The 25,475-nt window shown below is 63.8% G+C and carries 23 protein-coding genes; 17 read left to right on the top strand and 6 right to left on the bottom strand.

All coding sequences use genetic code 11. The features are described 5' to 3' along the window. Positions 1–306: 306 nt before the first annotated feature. The 3 genes from QA640_RS29155 to QA640_RS29145 all read left to right on the top strand — a co-directional run bounded on the left by QA640_RS29155 (position 307) and on the right by QA640_RS29145 (position 4,825). On the top strand, positions 307–1,929 hold the full coding sequence (locus QA640_RS29155) for a helicase HerA-like domain-containing protein (RefSeq protein WP_283036315.1): 1,623 nt from the start codon (positions 307–309) through the stop codon (positions 1,927–1,929). A 136-nt stretch (positions 1,930–2,065) separates the two neighbouring features. Continuing rightward, entirely contained in the window at positions 2,066–3,403 is a 1,338-nt protein-coding gene (locus QA640_RS29150; protein ID WP_283036314.1) for a glycosyltransferase family 87 protein, read from the top strand. 27 nt (positions 3,404–3,430) lie between these two features. After that, the gene (locus QA640_RS29145) at positions 3,431–4,825 is read left to right on the top strand and encodes a M20/M25/M40 family metallo-hydrolase (protein ID WP_283036313.1); all 1,395 of its coding nucleotides are present in this window, start codon (positions 3,431–3,433) and stop codon (positions 4,823–4,825) included. 199 nt (positions 4,826–5,024) lie between these two features. Here the strand turns inward: QA640_RS29145 and QA640_RS29140 are convergent, their stop codons facing one another. Together QA640_RS29140 and QA640_RS29135 are read right to left on the bottom strand one after the other, a co-directional pair. Next, positions 5,025–5,804, bottom strand: coding sequence for a class II aldolase/adducin family protein (locus QA640_RS29140; RefSeq protein ID WP_283036312.1), 780 nt, complete (start codon positions 5,802–5,804; stop codon positions 5,025–5,027). A gap of 203 nt (positions 5,805–6,007) precedes the next feature. Further along, entirely contained in the window at positions 6,008–7,657 is a 1,650-nt protein-coding gene (locus tag QA640_RS29135; protein ID WP_283036311.1) for a glycosyltransferase family 39 protein, read from the bottom strand. Between the two features lie 305 nt (positions 7,658–7,962). On the opposite strand from QA640_RS29135, the gene QA640_RS29130 reads away from it, so the two are divergent. After that, on the top strand, positions 7,963–8,844 hold the full coding sequence (locus QA640_RS29130; protein ID WP_283036310.1) for a DUF308 domain-containing protein: 882 nt from the start codon (positions 7,963–7,965) through the stop codon (positions 8,842–8,844). Between the two features lie 10 nt (positions 8,845–8,854). Continuing rightward, positions 8,855–9,268, top strand: a complete 414-nt coding sequence (locus QA640_RS29125) for a MucR family transcriptional regulator (protein ID WP_254096273.1) — start codon at positions 8,855–8,857, stop codon at positions 9,266–9,268. Positions 9,269–9,390: 122 nt separating this feature from the next. Here QA640_RS29125 and QA640_RS29120 read toward each other — a convergent pair whose 3' ends face one another. Continuing rightward, complete coding sequence (locus tag QA640_RS29120; protein ID WP_283036309.1) at positions 9,391–9,819, bottom strand: SufE family protein; 429 nt, start codon at positions 9,817–9,819, stop codon at positions 9,391–9,393. Positions 9,820–9,888: 69 nt separating this feature from the next. Then, complete coding sequence (locus QA640_RS29115; protein WP_283036308.1) at positions 9,889–10,323, bottom strand: DUF5330 domain-containing protein; 435 nt, start codon at positions 10,321–10,323, stop codon at positions 9,889–9,891. Positions 10,324–10,698: 375 nt separating this feature from the next. Between QA640_RS29115 and QA640_RS29110 the strand changes: the two genes are divergently transcribed. Genes QA640_RS29110 through QA640_RS29100 form a run of 3 tightly spaced genes read left to right on the top strand, consistent with a single transcriptional unit; the run spans position 10,699 to position 13,671 of the window. Then, positions 10,699–12,549 (top strand): PAS domain-containing sensor histidine kinase, encoded by a 1,851-nt coding sequence (locus tag QA640_RS29110; protein WP_283036307.1) that lies wholly within the window; start codon positions 10,699–10,701, stop codon positions 12,547–12,549. Next, positions 12,542–13,267 carry a peptidoglycan-binding domain-containing protein gene (locus QA640_RS29105; RefSeq protein ID WP_283036306.1) on the top strand — a complete coding sequence of 242 codons (726 nt, stop codon included), beginning with the start codon at positions 12,542–12,544 and terminating at the stop codon, positions 13,265–13,267. Before QA640_RS29110 ends, QA640_RS29105 begins: the two co-directional genes overlap by 8 nt. A gap of 59 nt (positions 13,268–13,326) precedes the next feature. Then, a complete protein-coding gene (locus QA640_RS29100) occupies positions 13,327–13,671 on the top strand; it encodes a DUF1491 family protein (protein WP_283036305.1) in 345 nt (114 codons plus the stop codon). Between the two features lie 4 nt (positions 13,672–13,675). Here QA640_RS29100 and QA640_RS29095 read toward each other — a convergent pair whose 3' ends face one another. Then, complete coding sequence (locus QA640_RS29095) at positions 13,676–14,650, bottom strand: DUF2336 domain-containing protein (RefSeq protein ID WP_283036304.1); 975 nt, start codon at positions 14,648–14,650, stop codon at positions 13,676–13,678. A gap of 254 nt (positions 14,651–14,904) precedes the next feature. On the opposite strand from QA640_RS29095, the gene QA640_RS29090 reads away from it, so the two are divergent. The 7 genes from QA640_RS29090 (at position 14,905) to QA640_RS29060 (ending at position 21,462) form a co-directional block, all read left to right on the top strand. Then, positions 14,905–15,093, top strand: a complete 189-nt coding sequence (locus QA640_RS29090) for a hypothetical protein (protein WP_283036303.1) — start codon at positions 14,905–14,907, stop codon at positions 15,091–15,093. An 18-nt stretch (positions 15,094–15,111) separates the two neighbouring features. Next, positions 15,112–15,873: a hypothetical protein gene (locus tag QA640_RS29085; protein WP_283036302.1), complete on the top strand. Its 762-nt coding sequence runs from the start codon at positions 15,112–15,114 to the stop codon at positions 15,871–15,873. Between the two features lie 210 nt (positions 15,874–16,083). Then, on the top strand, positions 16,084–19,491 hold the full coding sequence (locus tag QA640_RS29080) for a CHAT domain-containing protein (protein WP_283036301.1): 3,408 nt from the start codon (positions 16,084–16,086) through the stop codon (positions 19,489–19,491). A gap of 40 nt (positions 19,492–19,531) precedes the next feature. Continuing rightward, a complete protein-coding gene (locus QA640_RS29075) occupies positions 19,532–19,972 on the top strand; it encodes a hypothetical protein (protein ID WP_283036300.1) in 441 nt (146 codons plus the stop codon). A 4-nt stretch (positions 19,973–19,976) separates the two neighbouring features. Next, positions 19,977–20,174: a hypothetical protein gene (locus QA640_RS29070; RefSeq protein WP_283036299.1), complete on the top strand. Its 198-nt coding sequence runs from the start codon at positions 19,977–19,979 to the stop codon at positions 20,172–20,174. Between the two features lie 2 nt (positions 20,175–20,176). After that, complete coding sequence (locus tag QA640_RS29065) at positions 20,177–20,941, top strand: hypothetical protein (protein ID WP_283036298.1); 765 nt, start codon at positions 20,177–20,179, stop codon at positions 20,939–20,941. Positions 20,942–21,162: 221 nt separating this feature from the next. Then, positions 21,163–21,462, top strand: a complete 300-nt coding sequence (locus QA640_RS29060) for a hypothetical protein (RefSeq protein WP_283036297.1) — start codon at positions 21,163–21,165, stop codon at positions 21,460–21,462. Between the two features lie 125 nt (positions 21,463–21,587). Here the strand turns inward: QA640_RS29060 and QA640_RS29055 are convergent, their stop codons facing one another. Next, positions 21,588–22,028, bottom strand: coding sequence for a metalloregulator ArsR/SmtB family transcription factor (locus tag QA640_RS29055; protein WP_283036296.1), 441 nt, complete (start codon positions 22,026–22,028; stop codon positions 21,588–21,590). Between the two features lie 242 nt (positions 22,029–22,270). Between QA640_RS29055 and QA640_RS29050 the strand changes: the two genes are divergently transcribed. Both QA640_RS29050 and QA640_RS29045 read left to right on the top strand, forming a co-directional pair. Continuing rightward, positions 22,271–22,792 carry an arsenate reductase (azurin) small subunit gene (locus QA640_RS29050; RefSeq protein ID WP_283036295.1) on the top strand — a complete coding sequence of 174 codons (522 nt, stop codon included), beginning with the start codon at positions 22,271–22,273 and terminating at the stop codon, positions 22,790–22,792. A gap of 14 nt (positions 22,793–22,806) precedes the next feature. Beyond that, positions 22,807–25,419, top strand: a complete 2,613-nt coding sequence (locus QA640_RS29045) for an arsenate reductase (azurin) large subunit (RefSeq protein ID WP_283036294.1) — start codon at positions 22,807–22,809, stop codon at positions 25,417–25,419. The last annotated feature ends 56 nt before the right edge of the window (positions 25,420–25,475 follow it).

Below are 25,475 nucleotides of genomic sequence, written 5' to 3'. Positions count from 1 at the left end.
GTCCGGAGTTTTGCTTCTGAAAATGATCTTGAGCCGGTGCGTTAAGAATTACAAGCGACGAACGCATGGGCGGCGACGAATCGCGCCGGGAGTGTTGCAGCGATGCAAGAGCGAAAGATGGAATCTGCGAAAAATTGCCGCGGAGTGAACCTATCGTTCGGACTTTCGGCGAAGAGACGCGCACCCTCATCTCTCACGGTGTCGCATATGCGCGCCTCGCGAGATGCGTTGACCCGTTCAATCGGCACCCAACATACGTTAAACTACGGAACCCAAGGTTCGCATTCCCCACCAAGGCAAACAGTAATGGCGACACAAGACACCAAGCCCGGCGATACCAGCGACAAGATCTTCGTCGGCAGGGGAGACGAGACCGCCTGGCTGACGCTTGCGTTTGCCAACCGCCATGGCCTCGTCACCGGTGCAACCGGAACCGGCAAGACGGTGTCGTTGCAAGTGATGGCGGAAGGCTTTGCGCGTGCAGGCGTGCCGGTCTTTGCCGCCGATATCAAGGGCGACCTTTCGGGCATCTCCGAGGTGGGAGAGGCCAAGGATTTCATCGTCAAGCGCGCCACTGACATGGGGCTGGTGTTCCAGCCCGACCAGTTCTCGACCGTGTTTTGGGACGTGTTCGGTGAGCAAGGTCATCCCGTGCGCGCAACCGTCACCGAGATGGGCCCGCTTCTGCTAGCCCGCATGCTGGACCTCAACGACGTGCAGGAGGGCGTGCTCAACGTCGCCTTCCGCGTCGCCGACGACAACGGACTGACCCTGATCGACATGAAGGACCTGCGGGCGCTGCTCGATGCCATCGTGCCCGACACCAGCAAGAAAGGGCCGGATGCCGGAGAAGATCCGCTGGCGCCGATCAGGAAAGCTGCCCAAGGTTTCGGCAACGTCACAAAGGCAACCGTCGGGACCATCCAGCGCCAGCTCCTGGTGCTGGAGAACCAGGGCGGCGCGAAATTCTTCGGCGAGCCGGCGCTGACGCTGAAGGACTTCCTGAAGACCGATCGCGACGGGCGCGGCATGATCAACATCCTGGTCGCCGACAAGCTGCTGCAGAGCCCGAGGCTTTACGCGACGTTCCTGTTGTGGATGCTGTCAGAGCTGTTCGAGGAACTGCCCGAGGCGGGCGACCTGCCCAAGCCGAAGCTGGTGTTCTTCTTCGACGAAGCCCACCTTCTGTTCAACGACGCGCCCAAGGCGCTGATGGACAAGATCGAGCAGGTGGTCCGCCTGATCCGCTCCAAGGGCGTCGGCGTCTATTTCGTCACGCAAAACCCGATCGACGTGCCCGACCGGGTGCTGGGGCAGCTCGGCAACCGCGTGCAGCACGCGCTGCGCGCCTTCACCCCGCGCGACCAAAAGGCGGTCGCGGCCGCGGCGCAGACCTTCCGGCCCAATCCGAACCTCGACACCGCCAAGGTGATCATGGAGCTCGGCAAGGGCGAGGCGCTCGTGTCCTTCCTCGAAGGCAACGGCACGCCATCGATGGTCGAGCGGGTAATGATCCGCCCGCCCTCGGCGCGGATCGGGCCGATCACGCCGGAGGAGCGCAAGGCCATCATGGATGCAAGCCCGGTGAGGGGCAAATACGATACCGCGATCGATTCCGAATCCGCCTACGAGATCCTGCAAAAGCGCATCGCCGGCACGGCGGCGACAGCGGACGGTTCGGCAAGCGGAGGCGGGGGCGGCATCCTCGGCCAGATCGGCTCGATCGTCGGCACCATCTTCGGCACCAACACCGGGCGCGCCCGGCTGACCACCGGTCAGCGTGTCGCGCGCGACGTGACGCGCACGGTCACAAATCAGGTGGTCGGCGGCGTCGTCGCCGATCTCGGCAAGTCGGTCGGCGGCCAGCTCGGCGGCTCGGTTGGTCGCGCCCTGGTGCGTGGCGCGCTGGGTGGATTGCTGCGGCGCTAAGCGCCAAGGTGATTTTTGGTCAAGCTGCTCGCTTGCAGCCGCAGTTCATTTTTCTTCTGTTGCGGGGAGAGGTTTCCGGCTTCGATCCAATCCAATATTATCAAGCGGTATTTTGGCCCGGATTGACCGACCTGTGATGCTCACCGAATCTTCAAGCAAGGGTGGAGTGCTCAGGACTCCGTCACTGCGCGCCCCGCTCGACGTTCTGTATCTGCTGTGCTGCGTGGCGCTGACCGCCGACGTCCTGGTTCCCGAGATTTTCGGCAACGGCAAGACCAAGGACTACGCTTTGTGGTACTGGGCCGGGCAGCAGGTGCTGCAAGGCGGCGATCTCTACCCCAGCGATCCCGCCCACGTGTTTCCCTTCCTCTATCCGCCGTTGCCGGCGATCCTGCTCGCGATCCCGAGTTGGTTCGGCAAGATTCCGCTTTATATCGTCCTGTCGATGCTGAATGCCGTGGCGTGGTGGTACATCGCGCAATTCTCCCATGCGATGTCCAGATCGGGACGCGCGCCGGGACGATGGCTTGAGGCGCTGCCGAGCTTCGTCACGATCTCCTTCGTGTTCGACATGTTCGACCTCGGCCAGCCCAACCTCGTTCTGCTTGCGATGATGCTGTACGGATTCTGGAGCCTCCACCATCGGGAAACATGGTTGGAATCCTGGCTGGCTGGCTTCATGTTCGCGCTCGCGACCGCCATCAAAGTGTTTCCGGTTGCGGTGCTGCCCTATCTGCTCTGGCGGCGGCAGTGGGGGGCGGCCGCCAGCATGATCGCCTGCACTGGCATCCTGCTGTTCGTGGTGCCCGCGCCGATCCGCGGCTTCGATCGCAACGTCGCCGAGATCAAGACCTGGTATCATGGCATGGTAGGCTCGAGCTCGGAAAAGGGCTTTGGCAAGCGCGACGAGCAGAACTGGTCGTGGGTCAATCAGTCCATCATCGCGGTGACGCACCGGTTGGTGCGTCCGGTCAACTGGAATCAGGACGATCCGGCCAAGCCGCCGCGCACCATGAATCTGATCGATGTTGATTACCAAACCGCGAACTGGATCGTGCTTGTGGTGTCGGCGGCGCTCGGGCTCGGCTTCCTCGCCGTGATGCCGCCGCAGCGGCGGCGAACGGGACGGTCGGACGCCGAGGAGCTCGGCATTCTGTTCTGCCTAATGACGGTGGCCTCGCCGCTGGCGCGACAGTATTACTTCATGTGGCTGTTCTTCCCGGTGACGGTGCTGATGCATCGTGCCGCTTTCGACGAGCGCCCAGGCGTACGGCTGGGAACCTGGATCGCCCTGGTCGTTGCAGGCATCCTTCTGTTGCTGTCGCTGCCGCCGTTTCCCTTGCTCTTGCAGGCCTGGGGCAACAATCTCGCGGCCACCGCCGTTCTCGCCGGTGCGCTGGTCTGGCACGTCAGGCATCCGCCAGATGCGTCTGGCTCGAAAGCCGCGGCGGCGCTAAAAGCAGCAGCGCCTTGAGACCCACTGCAGTCAGGAACGAGAACAATGTCCAATGCACAGCTCCAATCCGTGCTCGATCACATCGACAAGGATTTCGACAACAGCCTGACGCGCCTGTTCGCGCTGCTGCGGATCAAGTCGATTTCGGCCGATCCGGCCTTTGCCAATGATTGCAAGGCGGCGGCCGAGCATCTCGCCAGGGACATCGCAAGCCTTGGGGTTGCGACCGAGGTGAGGCCGACCGCGGGCCATCCCGCCGTCGTCGGCAAGAGCAAGGCGAGCGGACGTCCGCACGTGTTGTTCTATGGACACTACGACGTGCAGCCGGTCGATCCGCTCCATCTCTGGCAGAGTCCGCCGTTCGAGCCCGTCGTCACCGATCATGTCGACGGCCGCAAGATCATCGTCGCGCGCGGCGCCGAGGACGACAAGGGGCAAGTGATGACCTTCGTCGAGGCCTGCCGCGCCTGGAAGACGGTGACGGGCTCGCTGCCGATCGACGTCACCTTCCTCATCGAAGGCGAGGAGGAGGTGGGCTCTAAGAACTTCGTGCCGTTCATCGAGGCGAACAAGGACGAGTTCAAGGCTGACTATGTGCTGGTCTGCGACACCGGCATGTGGGATCGGAATACGCCTGCGATCACGACGTCGCTGCGCGGTCTGCTCTATGAAGAGGTGAAGATCACGGCTGCCAACCGCGATCTGCATTCCGGCGTGTTCGGCGGCGCGGCGATGAACCCGATCCGCGTGCTCACCAAGATCCTCGGCGCGCTGTTCGACGATGATGGACGCATCACCATTCCCGGCTTCTATGACGGGGTAAAGGACCTGCCCGCGGATATCCTGGAGCAGTGGAAGAAGCTCAATTTGACGTCTGAGACGTTCCTCAAGCCGATCGGCTTGTCGATCCCGGCCGGCGAAAAGGGACGCCTGCTGATCGAGCAGGCCTCCTCGCGTCCGACCTGCGACGTCAACGGCATCTGGGGCGGCTACATCGGCGAAGGCTCCAAGACGGTGATCCCGTCACATGCTTCGGCAAAAGTCTCGTTCCGCCTGGTCGAAGGACAGGATCCCGCGAGGATCCGCAAGGCCTTCCGTGACTACGTGTCGGCGCGCATTCCGGGCGACTGCAAGGTCGAGTTCGGCGATCATTCGGCCGCACCCGCAATCGCGCTCGACTGGAATATGAAGCCGCTCGCCGCCGCCAAGAAGGCGCTGACGGAGGAATGGGGCAAGGAGACCGTGCTGATGGGGTCGGGCGCCTCGATCCCGATCGTCGCCGACTTCAAGCGTACGCTTGGGCTGGATTCGCTGCTCGTCGGCTTCGGCCTCGATGACGACAACATCCACTCGCCGAACGAAAAGTACGATTTGCAGAGCTTCCAGAAAGGCATCCGCTCCTGGGCCCGCATCCTGGCCGCGTTGGCAGAGGTGAAGTAGGCGCTGGGGTGCGTAAGGTGCGCAAAGGCGCGAGGCGCCGTGTCCACCTTCTCTCCAGGATTGCGACGGAGATGGGCGCGCTTCGCTTTGCCGACCCTGCGAAGGCGAAAATAAAAACGCCGCCCGGAATTGGGCGGCGTTTCATTCCGAAACGTGCAGAGGTCGTTCGAAGAAGATCCTACACGAATCCTGGCAAATCTCAAGTCCGGTAGCCCGGATTGACCCGGTCGAGTTTGCGCAGCAGCGGCGGCCACACCAGGTTGGTGGCGCGCAGCTCGGCGCGGTCGCGGTTGGCGAGCAGTTCGGTGTTCTTCTCGATCGCGATCTCCTCGACCGGATAAACCGGCGTGCCCAGCGCGCGCGTGCGCACCTGCATCGAGCAGGCGCGTTCGAGGTGATACATGCGCTCGAAAGCCGAGGCGACCGAGCGGCCGACCGTCAACGTGCCGTGATTGCGCAGCAGCATGTGGTTGTGGCCGCCGAGGTCCTTCTGGAGTCGCGGCCGCTCCTCGTGATCGAGCGCGATGCCTTCATAGTCGTGATAAGCGAGGTCGTGGGTGACGAGCTGCGCGGTCTGGTTCAGCGGCAACAATCCTTCCGCGCTGCTCGACACCGCGGTGCCGTCGAGCGTGTGAAGATGCAGCACGCAGATCGCATCCTCGCGGACCTCGTGAATCGCCGAATGGATGGTGAAGCCGGCCGGGTTGATGCTGTACTCGCTCTCGGTGAGCTGGTTGCCGTGCAGGTCGACCTTGACCAGGCTCGATGCGGTGATCTCGTCGAACATCAGCCCATAGGGGTTGATGAGGAAGTGATGCTCGGGGCCGGGCACGCGGGCGGAGATGTGGGTGTCGACCAAATCGTCCCAGCCATAAAGGGCGACGAGACGGTAGCAGGCGGCGAGATTGATCCGCTGTTGCCACTCGGCCTCCGTCATGTTCGACGGCACTTCCTTCAGGCGCGCTTCCGCTGGGGACATGGCAAATTCTCCGAGCCTCGTTGTTGCGGAGCGGGAGCCTAGTCCTGCGAGCCGCTTGCAGCAAGGCGCGCCATGCGCGGCAGTCAAGCACAGCTCGCATGAGCGAAGCGGAATGCGAGGTCCCGGATGTCGCGAAGCCTGTCATCGGCGGCGCTTCGCGCCGACCCGTTGGCTCATCCGGCGACATGGCCAGGAGAAGAATATTACGGCGCCGGGATCGACAGCAGGCTGGAAATGCTGCGGCCGCGGATATCGTAGACGCGAGCAAACACGACGTCGTCGCGCTTGATCTCGACCATGACCGGCGCGTTGAGGCCCTTGCAGTAGAATTCGCCGAGCGTCATGGCGAAATCCGCGGCGTTGGAATCCCAGCCGATGGTGAAGTCGGGACCGAGCGCGACCTGCGCCGGCCGCTGCGGGCCGCACACCGCGACCTTCCATTTGCGATTGCGCGGCGGGATTTCCTGCCGCTCGATGAGCTGCTCGCGCAGCTCGTCGGAGGCCTGCTTCAAGGCCAGGCCCCAATAGTCCAGCATGAAGCGGTCATCGGCGCCACGCACGGTGCCGGCGATATAGTTGAAGTGCGTGTATTGATACGGATGCAGCCGGATCATCTCGGCGAGCGGCAGCGCGAGGCCGAAGCAGAAGGTGGCGAGCACGACCGGCTGCCAGGCACGATGATTGGCCCGCAGACGCTCCATGGCCCAGGCAAAGGCGACGCCGCCCAGGACGGCCATCGGCGGAATGACGAAGACGAAGTGGCGGATGCCGTTGTAGAGCGCGGGCCGCTTCACCATCGCGATCACGAGCGGCAGCGTGGCTGCGAGCGTCAGCATCAACAGGATGGTCTTGCGGCGTGCCGGAACCTCGCGACGCGGCAGGATGACGAAGGTGCCGATGACGGCGCCGATCATCGCCACCAACATGACCTCGGGAAGCTGGAGCGCGAACAGCGTTGGCAGATAGGACCAGGGCATGTCGGGCACGGACACCAGCGCGCCGTCGAACATCTCCTTCCAGGGCTTTTCGAAGAAGTGCGAGAAGTAGGTCAGCGCCTGGAATGGATTGCCGGGCTCCATGATCGACCATGGCCAGATCAGGCCCATGATCAGATAGCCGAGCACGAGGCCGGGCAGCAGCACATAGACGACATGGGCGAAGCGGCGGATCGCTTCGCGGGTACCTTCGACGCGCAGCTCTTCCAGAAACAGCGGCAGGAAGCCGATCATCGCATAGACGAGCGAAAGGCCGCCGAGAATGCGCGTGCCGATCGAGAGGCCCGCGCCGAGGCCGACGATCAGGATCGTGCGCGGCGAGGGCTGCGGATATTCTTCCGCAAGCCGTGCCAGGCCCAGCATCAGGATGATCATCGCGACCGCGAAGGGCGCATCCTTCGGGTTCATGAACATGTGCCCGTAGAAGATCGGGCAAAGCGCAAGCAGCAGCAGCGCGGCAAGACCGGCAAGCGGTCCGCCGATGCGGCGCGCGAGCCGCCAGGTCACCGCAAGCCCGATCACGCCGACGGCGGCGCCAACGAGACGGCGCGTCTCGAACAACTCGAGCGGCATGACCTTGTGCAGGAGCGCCGCGACCATGTCGAAGCCGCCGCCATACATGTAGAGATTGGCGAAGGAGAGTGCAGCGGTGTCCTTGAAGCCGGAACCGAACATGCGCAACAAGAGATCGGCATATTCGGCGTGGGTGTAATCGTCCCAGCCGAGCCCGTAGTCGCGGAAGGTCAGCCCCGCGATGACCGCGACTGCCGCCAGCACCAGCATGGCAAGGTCGTCGCAAGTCCGCTCAACCGAGCGCCGGAGAGGCGTATCGATCGCCGAAGTGGTGATGGATGTCATGGCAGTCGGTGACCCGGAATCCCCTCTCGGCCGTGCTGGTGCGCATGGCCCTTTCGCCCGGGAACCCTATAGCGCAGTTCCATTTCCAAGTAATTGCGCATTATGGCTAAATTCCTGATGCAACGCAGCAATTTTGAAATCCTGGTGCTTCAATACAGCTAGCGAGATGTTGCTGAAGGGAATGTGAATAAGTCCCTGATTTCGCTATTTTAAGGAACGGCCGTGGCAATTGGCCGTTGGCGAGGCGTGCGATATGACGGTATCGTGGCGTGTCGCGCGCGGATGCGCGGCCGGGGGTGAGTTCGATGACACTGGCAATGCTGATCGCGGGGATTTTCGCCTTTCTGGCGGGTATCCTCACGGTCCTTTGGGGCATCTCGCTCAAGGAATTCAGTCTCGGCAGCACCTTCATACTCAGCGGGACCATCGGCGTCTGCTCCGGGATGCTACTGATGGGCCTGTACGCTGTGGTGCAGGAGCTGAAGGGCATCGCGCGGCGGCTCGCCGGAGTGATGGCACCGTCCGAGGTTCGGGTCAGGCCGGTGCTTCCGCCAGGCCTTACGACAGCGGGCATGCCCGGACCGGAAGCGGTCCCTGCCGAAGCTGCCAAGGTTGAGCCCACGATGCCGGTATCTCCGGCTGCGCCGCCGCCTTGGCAGAATGAAGCTGTGGCGCGCGAACGGCCGCGTGCGGAGGCTCCGTCGGTACCGGAGGTGCCGGCTTCTCCGCCTGCGCCTGAAGCGCCGCGCCGACGCAACCTGCTGTTTGCTTCGACCTCGCGCAAGGAGCGTGAGCGCGCGCAGGCCAAGGCTGCCGAGGTCGCGCCGGCTGAGGAGCACCCGGCTGCTGCGGTTCCGGAACCTCCCGAGCCGCCGCCGAGCTTCGACGATACCTGGCCGAAGCCCGACCGCATGCGACCGCCTGAGCCAACTCTGCCGCGCCGTCCCCCGCCGCGCACACCCTCGACCTTTACCGAGGCCACGCCACCTCCTGCCCCGCCGCCGCCCGAGCCGCGTCCGGCGCCACCGGCCGAGCAGCCGGCCGTCACCGTGCTCAAATCGGGCGTCGTCGACGGGATGGCCTACTCGCTCTATTCCGACGGCTCGATCGAGGCGCAGATGCCCGAGGGCATGATGCGCTTCGCGTCGATCGACGAGTTGCGCACGCATCTCGACCAGCGGTCCTGAGGTCCAATCCGTGTCAGATGCCGCGGGTAAAAACTTCATCGAGCTCACGGCGAACATCGTCTCGGCGTATCTCAGCAACAATCCGACGCCGGCGGCCGAGATCCCGAACTTGATCAGCCAGGTGCATGGCGCGCTGGTGCGAGTCTCCTCGGGTCGGACCGAAGCGCCGCTCGAGCCGGCAAAGCCCGCGGTGTCGCTGAAGAAATCGATTGCGCCGGACTATCTCGTGTGCCTCGAGGACGGCAAGCGTTTCAAGTCGCTGAAGCGCCATCTGCGCACCCAGTACAACATGACGCCCGAGCAATATCGCGAGAAATGGGGCCTGCCGGCTGACTATCCCATGGTCGCGCCGAACTATGCGGTGGCGCGCTCGCAACTGGCGAAGAAGATGGGATTGGGGCAGCAGCAGCGGAAGCGGAAGTAGAGCCACGCATTCCACCTCATCCTGAGGAGCCCGCAAAGCGGGCGTCTCGAAGGATGGCTGCGGGCGAGAGCGGGGGCCTTCATGGTTCGAGACGCGCTCCGCGCTCCTCACCATGAGGGTCTTCAGGAAGCCTCGGCAAGCGCCTCGCGCGCATCGGTCCGGATCCGTTCGACCATCGAGCGCAGGCCGTTGGAGCGCTGTGGCGTCAGGTGCTCGCGAAAGCCGAACTCGTCGAACACCGCGAGCGCGTCGGTCGCAAGGATCTCCTGCGGTGTACGTCCCGAATAGAGCGACAGCAGGATCGCGACCAGGCCGCGCACGATATGCGCGTCGCTGTCGCCGAGATATGTCAGGATGGGAGCGCCGTTGCCGCGATCGATCCGCTTGGACAGCCAGACCTGACTGACGCAGCCCTGCACCTTGTTGGCGGCGGAATGTTCGGTCTCCGGCATCGGTTCCAGGGTGCGGCCGAGCTCGATGACGTACCGGTAGCGGTCATCCCATTCGTCCAGAACCTCGAAATTGTCCCTGATTTCGTCGATCGTCGTCATGATGGCCCGCACTGTAATCTGAGGGCCAATATAGGGATGCAACCCGTCGAAATCGATAGGATCCGATCCCTAATTCGCCGTCTCCGGCCCGCGCCATTCGACGGCCAGGTCGTCCTGGGTCAGTGTGTCGCGCGGAGCTGCGCCGGCGTCGAGATCGGCCTCCGCCATGCTGCCGATCGAGCCGGTGTGGTCGGGCGCCTTCTTGTCGCTCTTGTCGTTCTTGTCGTTGGTGATCTGGTTCTTCTTGTCGGTGATGATCTGGTAGAGCTTGCGTGCCCCGTCCTGCGCCCGCTGGCCGATCACGGTTGCAGCCTGGCCGCCGACCTCGCAGGCCGCGGGCTGGCGCTTGCAGAACTGGCTCATGTCGGAGACGGCCGCGGACGCTGCCGATACGGCCTCGGCGGCGCCGATCTGCGGCACCTTCTCCGATTCGGGAGTCTTATCCCGCGGCAGGAGCACCAGCACCAGCCCGAGCCAGAATGTGATGCGGAGCAGAAAACGCATCTTGCGACCTGTGTGTTAGATCCAGCCGGCGGCACCCCCGCGGGCTTTCGACCTAGCAACCCTCGATAAATCGCAAGTGATTGCGTTGAGCTTAATTTGGCGAAAATTTGCGTGAGATTTGAACGAATCGAACGGCTCCCAAAGTGCGGGCTGGCGATTGCCCGTTTGCGCCCTTCCACCAATTCGAAACCATAAGGCGAGGAATGCGGAAACCTCGCGTTCACCATCCGCGCGAATGAAACCGTCAAATCGCGTAAAATTCCTCACGATCATACGATGTTCTGCCGCATGCGCCACCGCCTTAGCGTTCGTTTAATGTCGCTCTGACACGGTGGCTCAACGACAAGGAGGCGTTCCGGCGCGTCTTTTCGATGCATGAGCCGAAGCGCGAGATCCGTGACAGTTTTGAGTATCATCCGCGATTGTCTCGATGCGCTGCTGCATCCCTCGGCACGTTATGACGCGCTGACACGGGCACGCCATCGGGCTTTCATGGCCCCCAGGCTCCTCGGCAGCCTCGCCGCCTTTGCCGCATTCCCGATTTATCTCGCCATGCGCGGCGCACCCAGCGCGATCGAGGTCGCCGCCTTCGCCTGGCTGATCGCGCCGATCCTGCTGTCGTGGTTCCTTTCGCGCACCGGCCGCTATGAAGGCGCCCATGTGCTGTCGTCGCTGGCGCTCGCCGGACTGATCATGGCGGTGGCGGCGACGACGGGCGGCATCGAATCGTTTGCTGCAGTCTGGCTGGTCGTGGTTCCCTTGGAGGCGGCGTTGTCCGCCTCGCGCCGCGTTGCGGCCTTTGCTTCGGTGCTGGCGCTGTCCTGCGCGGCGCTCTTGATCCTGTCGGGTCATCTCGACTGGTTGCCGTTCGACCAGGCCAATGCGGCCGAACGCAGCATGTTCACGGCATTCGGCGTTGCGTCTGCGACACTCTACGCGGCAGGTCTCGCCTTCGGCGCCGAATCGCTGGCGCGCACTAGCGTTGCGCTGCTGTCGCGCGAAGAGGAGCGCTACCGCTTGCTGGCGCGCAACATGAGCGACGTCATCTCGCGGCATCAGCGCAACGGACAAGTCCAGTTCATCTCGCCGGCGGTCGAAGCCATGCTTGGCCTGCCAGGCGCCCAGCTCACTGGTCACGGCCTGTTCGATCGCGTCCATGTCGCCGATCGTCCGGCCTATCTTACCGCACTGTCGGACGCCGCGCGCGGCGACGTGCGCAGCGTCGAGTTCCGGTTGCGGCGGGAGATCGGCGGCAGCGAGCGGGGCCAGGTCGATTTCATCTGGGTCGAGATGCGCTGCCGGCCGCTCGACCAGGATTTGGGCCGCGACGTGACGCGCGAGCCCGAAGTCGTCGCCGTGATGCGCGACGTCACCGATCGCAAACTCCAGGAGCAGGCGCTCGATCAGGCCTGTAGCGCCGCCGAGGCAGCCGATGCCGCCAAGACGCGCTTCCTCGCCACCATGAGCCACGAACTGCGCACGCCGCTCAACGCCATCATCGGCTTCTCCGAGATGATCGCGCAGGAGCAGACCCTGATGCTCGGTGCGGCCCAGCGCAAGGAATACGCAGAGCTCATCAACGATTCCGGCCAGCATCTGTTGTCGGTCGTCAACGGCATCCTCGACATGTCCAAGATGGAATCCGGCAAGTTCGAGATTTCGCCGGAGCCGTTCGCGCCGCGCGCCGCGCTCCTGCATTGCTGCAATCTGCTGGCGTTGAAGGCGCGAGAGAACGGCATCGATCTCATCACCGATGCGCCGCAGGATCTGCCGGTGATGACCGGCGATCCGCGCGCCTTCAAGCAGATCGTGCTCAACCTCGTCTCGAACGCGATCAAGTTCACCGAGCGTGGCGGGCAGGTCAACGTCGCTGCCACGGTTTCGCCATCGCACCTCTTCATTCGCATCAGCGACACCGGCGTCGGCATCGCGCCCGACGACCTGAAGCGGATTGGCGCGCCGTTCTTCCAGGCCGGCAAGACCTATCAGCGTCGCCATGAAGGCACGGGGCTCGGATTGTCGATCGTGAAGAGCCTCGTCGCCTTGCATCACGGCGAGTTGACGATACAAAGCAAGCTCGGTGAGGGGACGGCCGTCACCATCAAGCTGCCGTTCGTCTGCACGCCGTCGCAAGGTAAGCAGAGCGAAAGCAAGATCGCGACGTTGATGCCGCCGCCGCGCCATAATGTTCAGGACCAACCGGCTTTGGTGAAGAAAAGTGCCTAGAAAGTCTGCAAGGGATGAGGATGCTCCGCGCCGCCGTGGCGCCAAGGCGGCGGTCGTCGACGTCGAGACAGAGCGCAATCTCGCGCTGCGGATCCTGCTGCATAGTCCCAAGGATACTGTCGCCGGCCTCGTCGCCTTCGCAGCGGTCAGCGCCATCGTCGCCAACGCGCTGTTCCTGCAAACCGGCCGCCATCCCGCCCCGATGTTCGGCACCGTGATCAATTTGCCGGCGCCGTCAGCTGCTGCGTTGTCGAACCCGCTGCCGCGGCCGCGCCCGCTCGCGGCCGATTCACTGCCGCTCGAGCCGAAGCCGATGGAGTTCCGCGTCGCTGAGCCCAAGGGGACGGAGAAGGCGGCAGAGAAGCCGCCGGCGGCCGAGAGGGCCGCCGAGGCAACGGCCTCGACCTCCAGATCCGCCGATCCCCTGACCAATCTCGTCAAGGCCACGACGACAGCGTCTCCGTCGCAGTCCGTTGTCGCGCGACCGCCGGCAGCGATCCCGGCGCCACAGAGTCCCGCAATGCGCCGCGTCGCCGCCGTGCAGCGCGCGCTCTCCGAATACGGCTACGGGCAGTTGAAGGTGACCGGCTCGATCTCCGGCGAAACTCAGGCGGCGATCCAAAAGTTCGAGCGCGAGCACAAGATGCCGGTCACGGGGCAGCTCTCGGACCGCCTGCTGCGCGAGCTTGGGGCCGCGATCGGACATCCCGTCGAATAATCGCCATCGCTTGCCGCGGACACTGGTGCTGTTTTCGCGGCTGGCCTATCGTCCCGACCATGCGGTTGAAATCGAACATATGGGTGGCGGCGTACCTGCGCCGCTGCCAGACTGAAGGCGTGTTCGGCGCGGTGCGCCGGCGCGGCGCCGAGGAAGCCGGGGCGGTGTTCGTCAAGGTGTCGCTGCTTGACGGCAACGCGATGCTGTACGTGCCCGCGCCGCAGACCGTTTATGACGACGGCCGGCCGGTCGAGCGCTTCTTCGTGCCGGTCGCGCCGCAACCCTTGCCGGAGCCCGCGGTCGAGGAACGGCTCACCAAGGAAATCCGCTTCGATCCCGACGCCTGGATCGTCGAGACCGAGGACCGCGCCGGGCGGCATTTTCTGGAATTGGCAAGCGCTTGAGGATCTAGTGGTCCGATCCGCCGGTGCCTGTCCGAATCGGCGGGATCGTGCCGGGCTGCGCCGAAGGCCGCGACTGGCTTGCGGCGCCGCGCGCGCGCTGGCGTTCGCCGTCATAGAGTGACGACTGATATTTTGCGCGCGTTACCGCCAGCGTCGAGCCGCGCCAGGCGGCGAGCATCACCAGCGCCGAGCGATCGCTGAGGCGGTCATAGAGCCGCGACAGCCGGTAGACGGTGTTCACGGAGGTCCCGATCTCCGGCTTGAAGAACAGGAGGATGCGCTGGAAGTTGGGGCTCGGCATGTCGAGCGCGCGCGCGGCGACCGCAAGCGCTTCCCCGCCGGCATCATCCACGATCTGCGCGGCGACGCGGGCCGGCAGGATCAGGCTCTCGCCGAGCTCCAGCGCGAAACTCTCGGTATCCTCCGCGAACGCCGCCATCTCCAGCGTCTGGATCGCGCGCGTGGCCCGTGCGGTCGGAATGCGGGGCGCTGCCTTCAGCGGGGTTTGAGCCAGATTGTGCAGGATCAGCGCACGCTCCGAGGCCGAGGCGCGGAAGAACATGTCGTGGATCTCGGCGGCGTCCTTTGGCTGCATCGCCATGTTCGCGGACATCCGCAGCTCCGCTTCCGTCGACGTGCGGACGGGCGCGGCCGCCGCGGGCGGAGCGGGGATCTCGCGCGCCAGCGGGATTCTGCGGCCCTCATGCGCGGGCAGGAGCCCGAGCTTCTGCATGATCGGCGCGGGAGTTGCAGGATAGATCGCAAGACGCGCCTTGACAGCGGCGCGCGTTGCATCGTCGACCTGGTCGATCAGCCGCGAGGCGAGCTCGACGAATTGCCGCTCCTCGTCGCCACTATGGCTGTTTGCCTGCACGTAAAGATCGGTCAGCACGCGGAGGAGCGTCGGGCGAATATCGACGCCTTCGCGACGGGACAGGTTAATGAGCCCGTCGAATGCTGGAAATAGCGGCTTGGTCATGAGGCGTACGCAACTCGAGAAAAATCGTCCGCGTCAGCCTATCGCGGGTTGTTTTAAAGGCTCGTTAAGGAAAACGAGTTGTGAAGAGGAGCCTGTCATTTTGAGCTGTTGTTTGCCGCAATGGAACGGCGTGTCTTGCCCGTGCGGTTACGGTGCGGCTGGCACGTTTACACCCCGTTAACCATGTGCTGATCTTAATGACTCCCATGTTGTGAGGACCGCCTTCGGTCGCGCGGCAATAGAAGAGAGCTGACATGGGGACCATCATTGAATTTCCGGCCGGTCGCCGGCCGGGCTCATCGGGGGATGTCGCTCCGCTCGCAGAGATGGGGACGGTGTTGATCCTTCCCGTGATCCGCATCGAGCGTGAAACGGACGAGACCAGCGGCGGTCGCGGGCCGGAAGAGGGCACTGCGCCGGGACGCCGCCGACGGCGCCGCTAATCATCCGGCTGTCGTGCAATGCCGGACTCACACCACAAGATACGGTGTTTCGCATCGGCCCTGCTGCTCGCGCTGACCGGCGCGACGCTCGCTGCCTGTAGCGGGGGCGATTTCGGCCGCACCCGCGAGGACATGCGCAGCGACGACATGCACCGCTGGCTTGGAGCCGAGGTGACGGGCAGCCTTGGCATCCAGGCCTCGCAATTCCAACTCACCGACGAGGAGCGCCAGCTTCGCGACCTCGCCTATCCCATGATCGAGCCGCCGCTGTCGCGCCCGGCCTGGAAGAGCGTATTCGGCGACTACAAGGCGCTGCCGTCGCCATGGCGGCAGAACGTCGTGTTCGACCGCACCATGTACGGCCGCACGCTGATCGACGAGCCGCACCGCTCGCACTCCTCGCGCTACGCGCAGCTCATCGAGGACGTGCGCAACGACATCATGCGCTTCGAGCCGTTCTTCGCCAGCGCAATCCGCGTCATCGATCTCGACAAGAAGCGCAACGCCAGCATGGCGCGCGTCTCCGAGCTCTCGCCAAGGGAAAAGGCGGATGCGGTCGCGCGCATGCAGGAGAATTCGCTGATCATCCAGTGGGTGCAGCAATGCCTCGAGCAGCGCGTCTCGTCCTATCGGTGGGCGCTGGAGCGGCTGGTGATTCAGGCGCCCGACGGCATGGCGGCGGATGCCGACCGCCTGATCGGCGAGCTCGCCGCGCAGACCGCCAATCCACCGGTCGCTGCCCAGCCGCCCTACGGCCGCGCTGTGGCGGTGCGCGGCTAGGACGGCTCGCTTCGAAGCTGAAGCTGTGGCGGCTTTTCATGGCCCGCCACCGGAAGGCCGCACCGGCGAAGCCCCGCGTTTGCACTGCCAGCTCGGACCTTCGCCGAATGCATTTGCGCTTGTCCTGCAAGCGCGCGTGTCGATAGATTATGCCTGTTGTACCCGTTCATTTTGACCAAGTCTTTCAACAGGCGATCAGGCGCTTTGGCCATGTTCGAAAGTCATATCGATTCTCGTCCGCTGCCATCCTTCCGTAACCTGCTCGCCATCGGCCTTCTCCTGGGATCCACGGCCTCGGCATTGGCGCTGACAAAGGAAGCCGCGATCGAGAACTGCCGGATGACGGTCGGCAAGCCGATCGTGCAGGCCTGCATGCGCGCGGGGGGCGGCCCCGCAGGCGGAGCCAATCTCGAAGCCTGTCGCGCCAAGGCCTCACCTCAGGTCAAGGCCTGCGTGCTCGCCGCCCTCAATGCCGCGAATGGCCGCGCCAATGTCGCGGTCGAGGTGCCGAAGGAGGAGGCGCCCAAGCTCGCCCCGGGCACGGCACTGCCCAAGGGCTTCATCGCGCCGCCGCGCACCATCTCCGATATCACTGCGATCCTCGACAGCGAAAAGCCCGACGTGAAGTTGATCGAGGAGCTGAAATCGGACGCCGACTCGACGCCGACAGGGAAGGAATCCCGCGAGGATCTGGCGCAGTTCTATTTCGACCGCGCCAATGCGCGTGCGCAGCTCGGACGGCTCGCCGAGTCCATCGTCGATGCCAACAAGGCCATGGAAGTGGGGCGAGGTGCTGTCAGCGCAAATATGATGGGTCGGCTGATGCAGCTCGCCGCCACCCAGTATTTCGCCGCCGGCGATCCGAAGCGTGCTCTGGAGATCTCGCAACGGCAGTTGCGCGAGGTCGCCTCCATGCCGGGGGCCAAGGGATATCAATTCGGCGCCAACCGCGCGATCGCTGGCATCCTCATTCAAATGGGGGATATCGCGCAGGCCGAGGCCTATCTGCGGCGCATCTTGACCGGACTCCAGGAAGCACGCACCAGCGGTTTCCCCGGATGGCGCGCCTCATACGCGAAGGTCGGACAGAGCTGGGAGTCGGAACTCGAGACTACCCGCGCTATGATCTTTGAGGCCCGCGGACAGTTCAGCGAGGCCGAAGCCGCCTATCGCGTGGCAGAGCAACGCAAGCGAGCCGCCATGAAAGGTGTGCTGGCTACTGACAATCCGCCGGCGGAAACCCTGTTGCTGCAGGCGATCGACAACGCCGTGCTGAGCCAGGCCCGCATGAAGGCGCGACAGGGACGCCTCGCCGAGGCGGAGGTGGATGCACGCCGGGCACTCCTCTCGCGACTGAAGGACACCGGCAAATACAATCCCGTCACGCCGCGTTTCGTGATGGGCCTCGCCGGCATCCTGGTCGAGGAAGGTCGCTATGAGGAGGCCGAACAATTGGGGCGCGTCGAGCTCGAGATCAACACGACGGTTGGCGTGCCCGAGGACTCCCAGGCCACCGTCCAGTTGCTCTCGCAGCTTGCGGGCATCCTGACAGTGTCGCGGAAGACACCCGAAGCGAACGAGATGTATGCGAGGATCGACAAGGCCGTCGCCAATTGGGATCCGCAGCGCCGCCAGGTGTTCGAGCTTAATCCGTCGCGCATCCTGTCGCTCTATGCCTCCGGTCAGATCGAGGCCGGGATCGCCGCAGCCGAGCAACTGGTGAAGAAGCAGATCAGTCGTGTCGGCGAGAACCATTTCGACGCTGCCTCGGCGCGCGGGACGCTGGCGATCGGGCTGATGCGGGCGCGCCGCGATGCGGACGCGATCCGCGAGTTCAAGGCCGCCATTCCGATCATGATGACGAATGCGCGCGAGAACGCCGACGACGAGAACACGACCGTGGTGGCCGCGCGCAGCCAGCGACTGCAGACGATCGTCGAAAGCTACTTCCTCCTGCTCGCGCGGGCTGAGGGAACAAGCAACGAGGTCGGCGAGGAGACCTTCGGCCTTGCCGACGCTATCCGTGGCCACTCGGTCCAGCAGGCGCTGGCAGCCTCCAGCGCGCGCGCGGCGGCGAAAGATCCGGCGCTCGCCGATCTCGTGCGCAAGGAGCAGGACCTGACCAAGCAGGTCAATGCCCAGCTCGGCACGCTCAACAACGTGCTCGCCATTCCCTCTGCCGATCGCGACGAGAAGGGCGTTCAGCAGATCCAGGCCTCGATTGCGGCCTTGCGCGGCGAGCGCGACAAGGCGCGCCAGGAGATCAAGCAGAAGTTTCCGTCTTATGCCGATTTGGTTTCGCCAAAACCGCCGAGCGTCGCCGAGATCCGCGCGACGCTGGCCGACAACGAGGCGATGCTGTCGTTCTATTTCGGCCAGAACGGCAGCTTCGTCTGGGCCGTGCCCAAGACGGGGCCGGTGGCCTTCGCGGCAGTCAAGGCCAGGATGGGCGACATCGAGACCAGGATCCGCAAGCTGCGCGAGACACTCGAGCCGCAGGCGGCGATGATTTCGGACATTCCGCCGTTCGACCTCAAGCTCGCCTATGAGCTCTACGAGCTCCTGCTGAAGCCGGTTGAAGGCGGCTGGAAGCCGGCCAAGAACCTGATCGTCGTCACCAACGGCGCGCTCGGTCTGCTGCCGCTTTCCTTGCTGCCGACCGCTCCGATGGAAATCGCGCAGGATGACGACCCGCTGTTCGTCAGCTATCGCGACGTGCCATGGCTTGCGCGCACCCACGCGGTAACGACGGTGCCGTCGGCGGCCGCCTTGCGGACCCTGCGGCAGTTGCCGCCGGGCAAGCCCGGACGCAGCGAACTGGTGGCGTTCGGCGATCCCTATTTCAACAGGGACCAGCAAGCGGAGGCGGAAGCCACGGACGCCCGGCTCCAGGTTGCGGATGCCGGCGGCAATGTGACACGCGGCATGCTGCTGAAGCGGCGCAACAGTCCGAAGCTGGATGGCGTCGACAGCGCCGAGCTCGCGCTGCTGCCCCGGCTGCCCGATACCGCGGACGAGTTGAAGTCGATCGCGATCGCCTTGCAGGCCGATCCGTCGAAGGTCTTGTTCCTGGGCAAGAACGCGACGGAGAGCGCGGTCAAGACCATGAACCTCTCCGGCTTCAAGATTCTCGCTTTCGCGACCCATGGTCTCGTGCCGGGCGAGCTCAACGGCCTGACCCAGCCGGCGCTTGCCCTGTCGTCTCCGGCGGTGACAGGCGAGGAGGGGGATGGCCTCCTGACCATGGAGGAGATTCTGGGCCTGAAGCTCGATGCCGATTGGGTCATCCTGTCGGCGTGCAACACCGGCGCCGGAGCGGGGGCGGGCGCCGAGGCGGCCTCGGGACTTGGCCGCGCCTTCTTTTACGCCGGAACGCGCGCGCTGCTGGTCACGAACTGGTCGGTGCATTCGCAATCGGCGCGGCAACTGGTGACGGACCTGTTCAAGCGACAGGCTGACGATCCGAAGATCGGACGAAGCGAGGCACTGCGCCAGGCGATGATGGCTCTGGTCGACGGTCCGGGCTATCTTAACAGCGAGGGCAAGACCGAATTTGCCTACGCGCATCCGCTGTTCTGGGCGCCGTACACGATCATCGGAGACGGCGGGATGCGCTAGTGAAATGTGGTGTGTGGGAAGGAAGGGTTGAGCAAGGATGATGCGGAAGACGTTGCTCGGGCTCGTCGCGGCAGGCCTCTTGAGTTCGCACGCCGCGCACGGGACGCAATTGATCACGGAAGACGAAGCCAAGCTGCCGCCGCCGAAGGGGGCCATTGCGACCGACCGGCGCGGCATTTTGCGCGGACCGAAGGTGGAAGTGGTTTCGCCCAGCGATGCCGTCAGCTCGCCGCTGCGGCTGCAATTGAAATTCGAGTCATTCGGCGGGGCGAAAATCGATCCCGACTCGGTCAAGGTGACCTTCCTGCGCTCGCCCAACGTGGACCTGACTGCGCGGGTCAAGCCGTTCATCCAGGCCGATGGCATCAACATGCAGGACGCTGAATTGCCGCCGGGCGAATATATGGTGCGGGTCGACATCAAGGACAGCGACGGCCGTCCCGGCACAGCCAGTTTCGTCCTGAAAGTCGCGCCGAAATGAAGCGATGAAATGTCCCTATTGCCAGTCGGACAATGCCGAGAGTGCGCTGGTCTGCGCGTCCTGCTCGCGCGACATCGCGGTTCCCGCCACGCTGATCGCCGAACGCGACGATCTCCTGCGCAAGCGGGACCAGCTTCGTGATGAGTTGCGGCGCGCCAGAACCGAGATCGAGGCGATCATGACCCGCAGGAAGTCGCGCTGACGATGGAGTGCCCGTTCTGCGCCGAGACGATCAAGGATGAAGCCATCGCGTGCAAGCACTGCTCGCGCGACCTCCGTGTCGTGCGCCCGATGCTCGCCGAAATCGAAGAAATCGTCGCCGACCTCGATAAGCTCAGGCGTGATCTCGACCGGGTCAATGCGCGGCTCGAGCGGTACAACAACCCCGTGCGCTACTTTGCGACGCACGCTGTCCTCTATGTCGTGATTCCGTCTCTGCTGCTGGTCATCGCGCATATCCTCGTCACCATCACCTTCAACATCTCGCCGCTGCCACTGCGGCTGGCGTCGATCGTCATACCCCTGCTGTTCGGGCTCATGGCCTATCCGCTGCACAGGGTCTCCATGATCGGCGCGCTGGTGCTGGGCGTGCTGGGTGCCGCCCTCAGCATCCAGCTGATGCTGACGGTGACCGGCATTCACGATCGCGTCCCGATCCTTCCCGAAGTCTGGGTCGAGTGGCGCGAGGTCTTTGAATATGGCGCGAGCATCCTGCTCGCCTTCCTGTCCGGCAACATCCTGGGCGTCGTGATCTTCCAGGTGTTGCCGCGGGTGCTGACCCAGGGCGGCAAGCCCAATGCCTTCGCCTTCAGGATGGCCCGCCTTCTCGGGCAGCACGTCGGCGAGGAGCAATTGCGCCGCAGGGCGCGCCTGATCCAGGACCTCATGCAGACCATCGGTCCGCTTGTCGGCGTCGCCGCCACCGCGGTCGGCTCGATCTATGCGGGTCTGAAGGGGATACTTGGATAGGGCGAGGCGATCTATTCAGGCTGGTCCCGTCTCTTCGCTTTAGCCGGTGACGATGCGAGCCCATCCGCCGAGAAAGGGCAGACCTGTTGCCGCTTAAGAAGCCTGAACCAACAACAAGTCGATGAAGACAAACGTTCATCGAGATCGCATTGAGATTCGCTTCTCAAACGACGCTCGATGCAAGCCTCTTGGATATCTCACATCACTATGGAGGTAGTCCCATGCCGATCGTTCAATTTACTCGCTTCAAAACCGATAAGCCCGAGGAAATGACCAAGATTGTCCGGCAGGCCAAGAAGATCTTTGAGAAACACGGTGCCGAATTTCTTCGGCTGTCCCGTTTCCACACCGGCCATTGGGCAGGAGAGTTGCTGGTGACGACGCGCTACTCCAATTGGGAAGTTTACGGCAAGGTGCAGGAGGCCGTGGCAAAGGACCCGGAGTTCGCGCAGGTAATGGCCGACGGAATGAAGATCGCCGAGCTACAGGGCCGTAACATCGCCGTCAGCATCGATCTCTAGTCTGGATGCCGGCGCGGCGAAGCCGGTTAAGCGCGAGGGCCGCTGGCGATAACCGGCGGCCCCTGCTCCTTTGCATGGGATTGTTTTTCCACTGGCGCAGAAATAGGCGCAGCCAGAAACTCAGCTCAGCGTTTCCGTTTGCCGGTCGCTGTTGCGGTATTCTGCCGTCGCTTAGAAGCGGCCGGCGCGCAGTATGCATTCGCATCCTCTGCGACCAAATTGCAAAGCTCCGGGTGTCCATCGCAGCATTCGCTGACCAGAAACCCTATCAACGCCCGCATTCCCTCGACGTTCGAGCGGTAGATGATGGTGCGTCCCTCGCGGGCGCTACGGAGCAGGCCTGCCCGGACCAGGATGGCCAGATGAGACGAAAGCGTATTGTGCGGCGCGCCAATGGTGTCGGCGATCACGCCGGCGGTGATGCCGACCGGCTCGTGCTTGATGAGCAACCTGAAGATCGCCAGGCGCGTGGGCTGAGCAAGCGCAGCAAGGGCGGAAATCGCATGGGGCTCGGACAGCTCGCCCTGGACCGGCCGGCTGCTGGCGTGGCTGGCAACGGCCAGCATAGATTTCCGCATTCCGTGGTCTCCGCGCGAGTCGTCTAGGTGCGTCATCTTTAACCCACAGATCAGGTGACAAGCCAGCACGTTTCGACTATTGGATATGTCGAGACGTCTCGACACATCGTACCCCCTCGATGTGAAGGGCGTGCGACAGAAGCGAGCGCTCCGGCCGGTAGGCGTACCGGGCCGATCTCGAGGAAACACCCGCCAGTAGGCGTACTGGCGAAGGTCGAGGAGCATTCACCATGTCGCGCTGCGATCGTATGGTCGATGTCGGCCGCCGTCGCTTCATGAGCGGGGCGGGTCTTGCCGCCGCCGGCGTTGCCGTCAGCTCAATCTCGCCGTCCCCCACCCAAGCTGCGACGGCCGCCGCAAGGGTGGACTATCCCGTCAATCGTCTGGCCAACGTCAAGGATCTCAAGCTCAACGAGCCGCTGAACGTCTCCTATCCCGACGACAGCGCGCCTGGCGTGCTCCTGAAGTTGGGCAAGCAAGTGCCGGGCGGCGTCGGTGCCGAAGGCGATGTCGTCGGCTTCACGACGATCTGCCCCCACAAGGGCTTCACCCTCAATTACAGCGCGGCCGATCGGACCATGAATTGTCCCGGCCATTATTCCCGGTTCGACTGCGAGGCCGGCGGCCAGCAGATCTGGGGTCAGGCCACGCAGAACCTCCCGCAATACGTGCTGCGCGTCGACGACAAGGGCGACATCTACGCCGAAGGCGTGGATGAACTGCTCTACGGCCGCCTTTCCAACGTGCTCTAGGGGGAGGAACGACCATGGCCTACAAGCGTCAAATCGACCGGCTCCCGATCATTCCCGCGGACGCCAAGGAATCCAACGTAACCTGCCACTATTGCATCGTCGGATGTGGCTACAAGGCCTACACCTGGTCCACCAGTAAACAGGGCGGTACGGCACCCGATCAGAACAAGTTCGGTGCGGATCTGAGCAAGCAGCAGGGCGCGGAGACCGTCGCCTGGTATTCGCCTTCGATGTACAACATCGTGCGCCAGAACGGCCAGGATGTGCACATCGTCATCAAGCCCGACAAGGACTGCGTCGTGAATTCGGGCTTGGGCTCGGTGCGCGGCGCGCGCATGGCGGAGATGAGCTACTCCCAACAGCGCAACACGCAGCTACAGCGCCTCACCGACCCCATGGTGTGGCGCTACGGGCAGATGCAGCCGACGAGCTGGGACGATGCGCTTGACCTCGTCGCGCGCGTGACCGTCGCAGTGATGAACGACATGGGCGAAGATGGCGTGTTCGTCTCGGCGTTCGACCATGGCGGCGCCGGCGGCGGCTATGAGAACACCTGGGGCACCGGCAAGCTCTACTTCGGCGCCATGAAGGTGAAGAATATCCGCATCCACAACCGGCCGGCGTACAACTCGGAGGTCCACGCCACCCGCGATATGGGCGTGGGCGAACTCAACAATTGCTACGAAGATGCCGAGTTGGCTGACACGCTCGTAGCAGTCGGGACCAACGCGCTCGAGACCCAGACCAACTACTTCCTGAATCACTGGGTTCCGAACCTGCGCGGAACCTCGCTCGACAAGAAGAAGGCCGAGTTTGGCTCGGAGCCGGTGGAGCGCGCCAAGGTCATCATCGTCGATCCGCGTCGAACGGTGACGGTCAACGCCTGTGAGGTCGAAGCCGGCAAAGATAATGTCATGCACCTGGCGATCAATTCCGGCACCGACCTCGGCTTGTTCAATGCCTGGATGACCTACATCGCGGAGAAGGGGTGGCTCGACAAGGCTTTCATCGACGCCTCGACGACCAACTTCGACCAGATGAAGGCCGCCAACAAGATCAGCTTGGAAGACGCCGCTACGATCACGGGTCTTACCGCCGATGAAATCCGCAAATCCGCCGAGTGGATCGCCCAGCCCAAGGCGGCCAACGCGCGTCGGCGAACGATGTTTGCGTATGAGAAGGGCCTGATCTGGGGCAACGACAACTACCGCACCAACGGCGCCCTGGTGAATGTCGCGCTCGCTACCGGCAATATCGGTCGGCCGGGCGGCGGTTGCGTACGCATGGGCGGACACCAGGAAGGCTACTCGCGGCCGTCCGATGCGCATGTGGGACGGCCCGCCGCATATGTCGATCAGCTTTTGATCGAAGGCAAGGGAGGCGTCCATCACATCTGGGGATGCGACCACTACAAGACCACGCTGAACGCATTCAAGTTCAAGCAGGCCTACAAGAAGCGCACCGACATGGTGAAGGACGCCATGATGACGGCGCCTTATGGTGACCGGCCCGCGATGATCAACGCGATCGTCGACGCGGTCAAGAAAGGTGGGCTTTTTGCGGTCGACGTTGATATCGTGCCGACCAAGATCGGCGAGGCCAGCCATGTTTGGCTGCCCGCAGCGACCTCGGGAGAGGCCAATCTCACCTCGATGAACGGCGAACGCCGCATGCGGCTCACCGAGAAGTACATGGACCCGCCGGGGCAGGCGATGCCCGATTGCCTGATCGCCGCGCGCATCGCCAATCACATGGAGCGGGTGTTGCGCGAACAGGGCAAGGCCGAGATTGCCGACCACTTCAAGGGCTTCGACTGGCAGACTGAAGAAGATGCCTTCATGGATGGCTATCACCAGCATGAGAAGGGCGGCGAGTTTGTCACCTATGCCCGGCTACGCGCCATGGGTACAAACGGCTTCCAGGAGCCGGCGACCGGGCTCGAGACCACAGGGCCTGTCGCCGCTGGCACGTCGACCGGCACAACGACGGGGGAGGTCCTGAAGGGGCCGGCCATCGAAGGAACGCGTGGGAAGGAGCCCGTCCAGAAAAAGGGCGCCGCAACAACAGCGGCGGTGTCGCCGGCAACGACCGGCACCGAGCGGATCCTCGGCACCAAGCGGCTTTACGCCGACGGCAAGTTCAACAGCAAGGACGGCAAGGCCAGGTTCATGGAGACGCAGTGGCGCGGCTTGCAGGCGCCCGGCAAGGAAGCCGAGATGAAGAAATTCCCGTTCCTGATCAATAACGGCCGCGCCAACGTCACCTGGCAGAGCTCCTACCTCGACCAGGACAACGAGTTCGTCACGGATCGGATGCCTTATCCCTATCTCCAGATGAACCCTCAGGACATGGACGAACTGCTGCTCAAGCAAGGCGATCTGGTCGAAGTCTACAACGACAACGGCTCGACCCAGGCCATGGTCTATCCGACGCCGACCGCTAAGCCGAAGCAGACGTTCATGCTCTTCGCCCAGGCGACCGGCGTGCAGGGGAACGTGGTCTCACCCGGGGTGAACGAATTCATCATCCCGAACTACAAGCAGACGTGGGCGAACATCCGCAAACTTGCGGATGCGCCCGAAGGTGTGAAGCATCTCAGCTTCAAGTCGCTCGACTACACGAGCTGACGAGCACTCCTTCTCTCGACATTGCCGGCGCGGTGCGCTGCCCCGGCCGTGACGTG

Origin of the sequence: Bradyrhizobium sp. CB82, from assembly GCF_029714405.1 — a bacterium.
Taxonomy (GTDB): Bacteria; Pseudomonadota; Alphaproteobacteria; order Rhizobiales; family Xanthobacteraceae; genus Bradyrhizobium.
This window is presented reverse-complemented; position numbering and strand designations above follow the sequence as displayed.

What these genes read in the sequence shown, in the direction of transcription:
- QA640_RS29155 (WP_283036315.1), top strand. Translation starts at nt 307, where the DNA reads ATGGCGACACAAGACACCAAGCCCGGCGATACCAGCGACAAGATCTTC.
- QA640_RS29150 (WP_283036314.1), top strand. Translation starts at nt 2,066, where the DNA reads ATGCTCACCGAATCTTCAAGCAAGGGTGGAGTGCTCAGGACTCCGTCA.
- QA640_RS29145 (WP_283036313.1), top strand. Translation starts at nt 3,431, where the DNA reads ATGTCCAATGCACAGCTCCAATCCGTGCTCGATCACATCGACAAGGAT.
- QA640_RS29140 (WP_283036312.1), bottom strand. Translation starts at nt 5,804, where the DNA reads ATGTCCCCAGCGGAAGCGCGCCTGAAGGAAGTGCCGTCGAACATGACG.
- QA640_RS29135 (WP_283036311.1), bottom strand. Translation starts at nt 7,657, where the DNA reads ATGACATCCATCACCACTTCGGCGATCGATACGCCTCTCCGGCGCTCG.
- QA640_RS29130 (WP_283036310.1), top strand. Translation starts at nt 7,963, where the DNA reads ATGACACTGGCAATGCTGATCGCGGGGATTTTCGCCTTTCTGGCGGGT.
- QA640_RS29120 (WP_283036309.1), bottom strand. Translation starts at nt 9,819, where the DNA reads ATGACGACGATCGACGAAATCAGGGACAATTTCGAGGTTCTGGACGAA.
- QA640_RS29115 (WP_283036308.1), bottom strand. Translation starts at nt 10,323, where the DNA reads ATGCGTTTTCTGCTCCGCATCACATTCTGGCTCGGGCTGGTGCTGGTG.
- QA640_RS29110 (WP_283036307.1), top strand. Translation starts at nt 10,699, where the DNA reads ATGAGCCGAAGCGCGAGATCCGTGACAGTTTTGAGTATCATCCGCGAT.
- QA640_RS29100 (WP_283036305.1), top strand. Translation starts at nt 13,327, where the DNA reads ATGCGGTTGAAATCGAACATATGGGTGGCGGCGTACCTGCGCCGCTGC.
- QA640_RS29095 (WP_283036304.1), bottom strand. Translation starts at nt 14,650, where the DNA reads ATGACCAAGCCGCTATTTCCAGCATTCGACGGGCTCATTAACCTGTCC.
- QA640_RS29090 (WP_283036303.1), top strand. Translation starts at nt 14,905, where the DNA reads ATGGGGACCATCATTGAATTTCCGGCCGGTCGCCGGCCGGGCTCATCG.
- QA640_RS29085 (WP_283036302.1), top strand. Translation starts at nt 15,112, where the DNA reads ATGCCGGACTCACACCACAAGATACGGTGTTTCGCATCGGCCCTGCTG.
- QA640_RS29080 (WP_283036301.1), top strand. Translation starts at nt 16,084, where the DNA reads ATGTTCGAAAGTCATATCGATTCTCGTCCGCTGCCATCCTTCCGTAAC.
- QA640_RS29075 (WP_283036300.1), top strand. Translation starts at nt 19,532, where the DNA reads ATGCGGAAGACGTTGCTCGGGCTCGTCGCGGCAGGCCTCTTGAGTTCG.
- QA640_RS29070 (WP_283036299.1), top strand. Translation starts at nt 19,977, where the DNA reads ATGAAATGTCCCTATTGCCAGTCGGACAATGCCGAGAGTGCGCTGGTC.
- QA640_RS29065 (WP_283036298.1), top strand. Translation starts at nt 20,177, where the DNA reads ATGGAGTGCCCGTTCTGCGCCGAGACGATCAAGGATGAAGCCATCGCG.
- QA640_RS29060 (WP_283036297.1), top strand. Translation starts at nt 21,163, where the DNA reads ATGCCGATCGTTCAATTTACTCGCTTCAAAACCGATAAGCCCGAGGAA.
- QA640_RS29055 (WP_283036296.1), bottom strand. Translation starts at nt 22,028, where the DNA reads ATGCTGGCCGTTGCCAGCCACGCCAGCAGCCGGCCGGTCCAGGGCGAG.
- QA640_RS29050 (WP_283036295.1), top strand. Translation starts at nt 22,271, where the DNA reads ATGTCGCGCTGCGATCGTATGGTCGATGTCGGCCGCCGTCGCTTCATG.
- QA640_RS29045 (WP_283036294.1), top strand. Translation starts at nt 22,807, where the DNA reads ATGGCCTACAAGCGTCAAATCGACCGGCTCCCGATCATTCCCGCGGAC.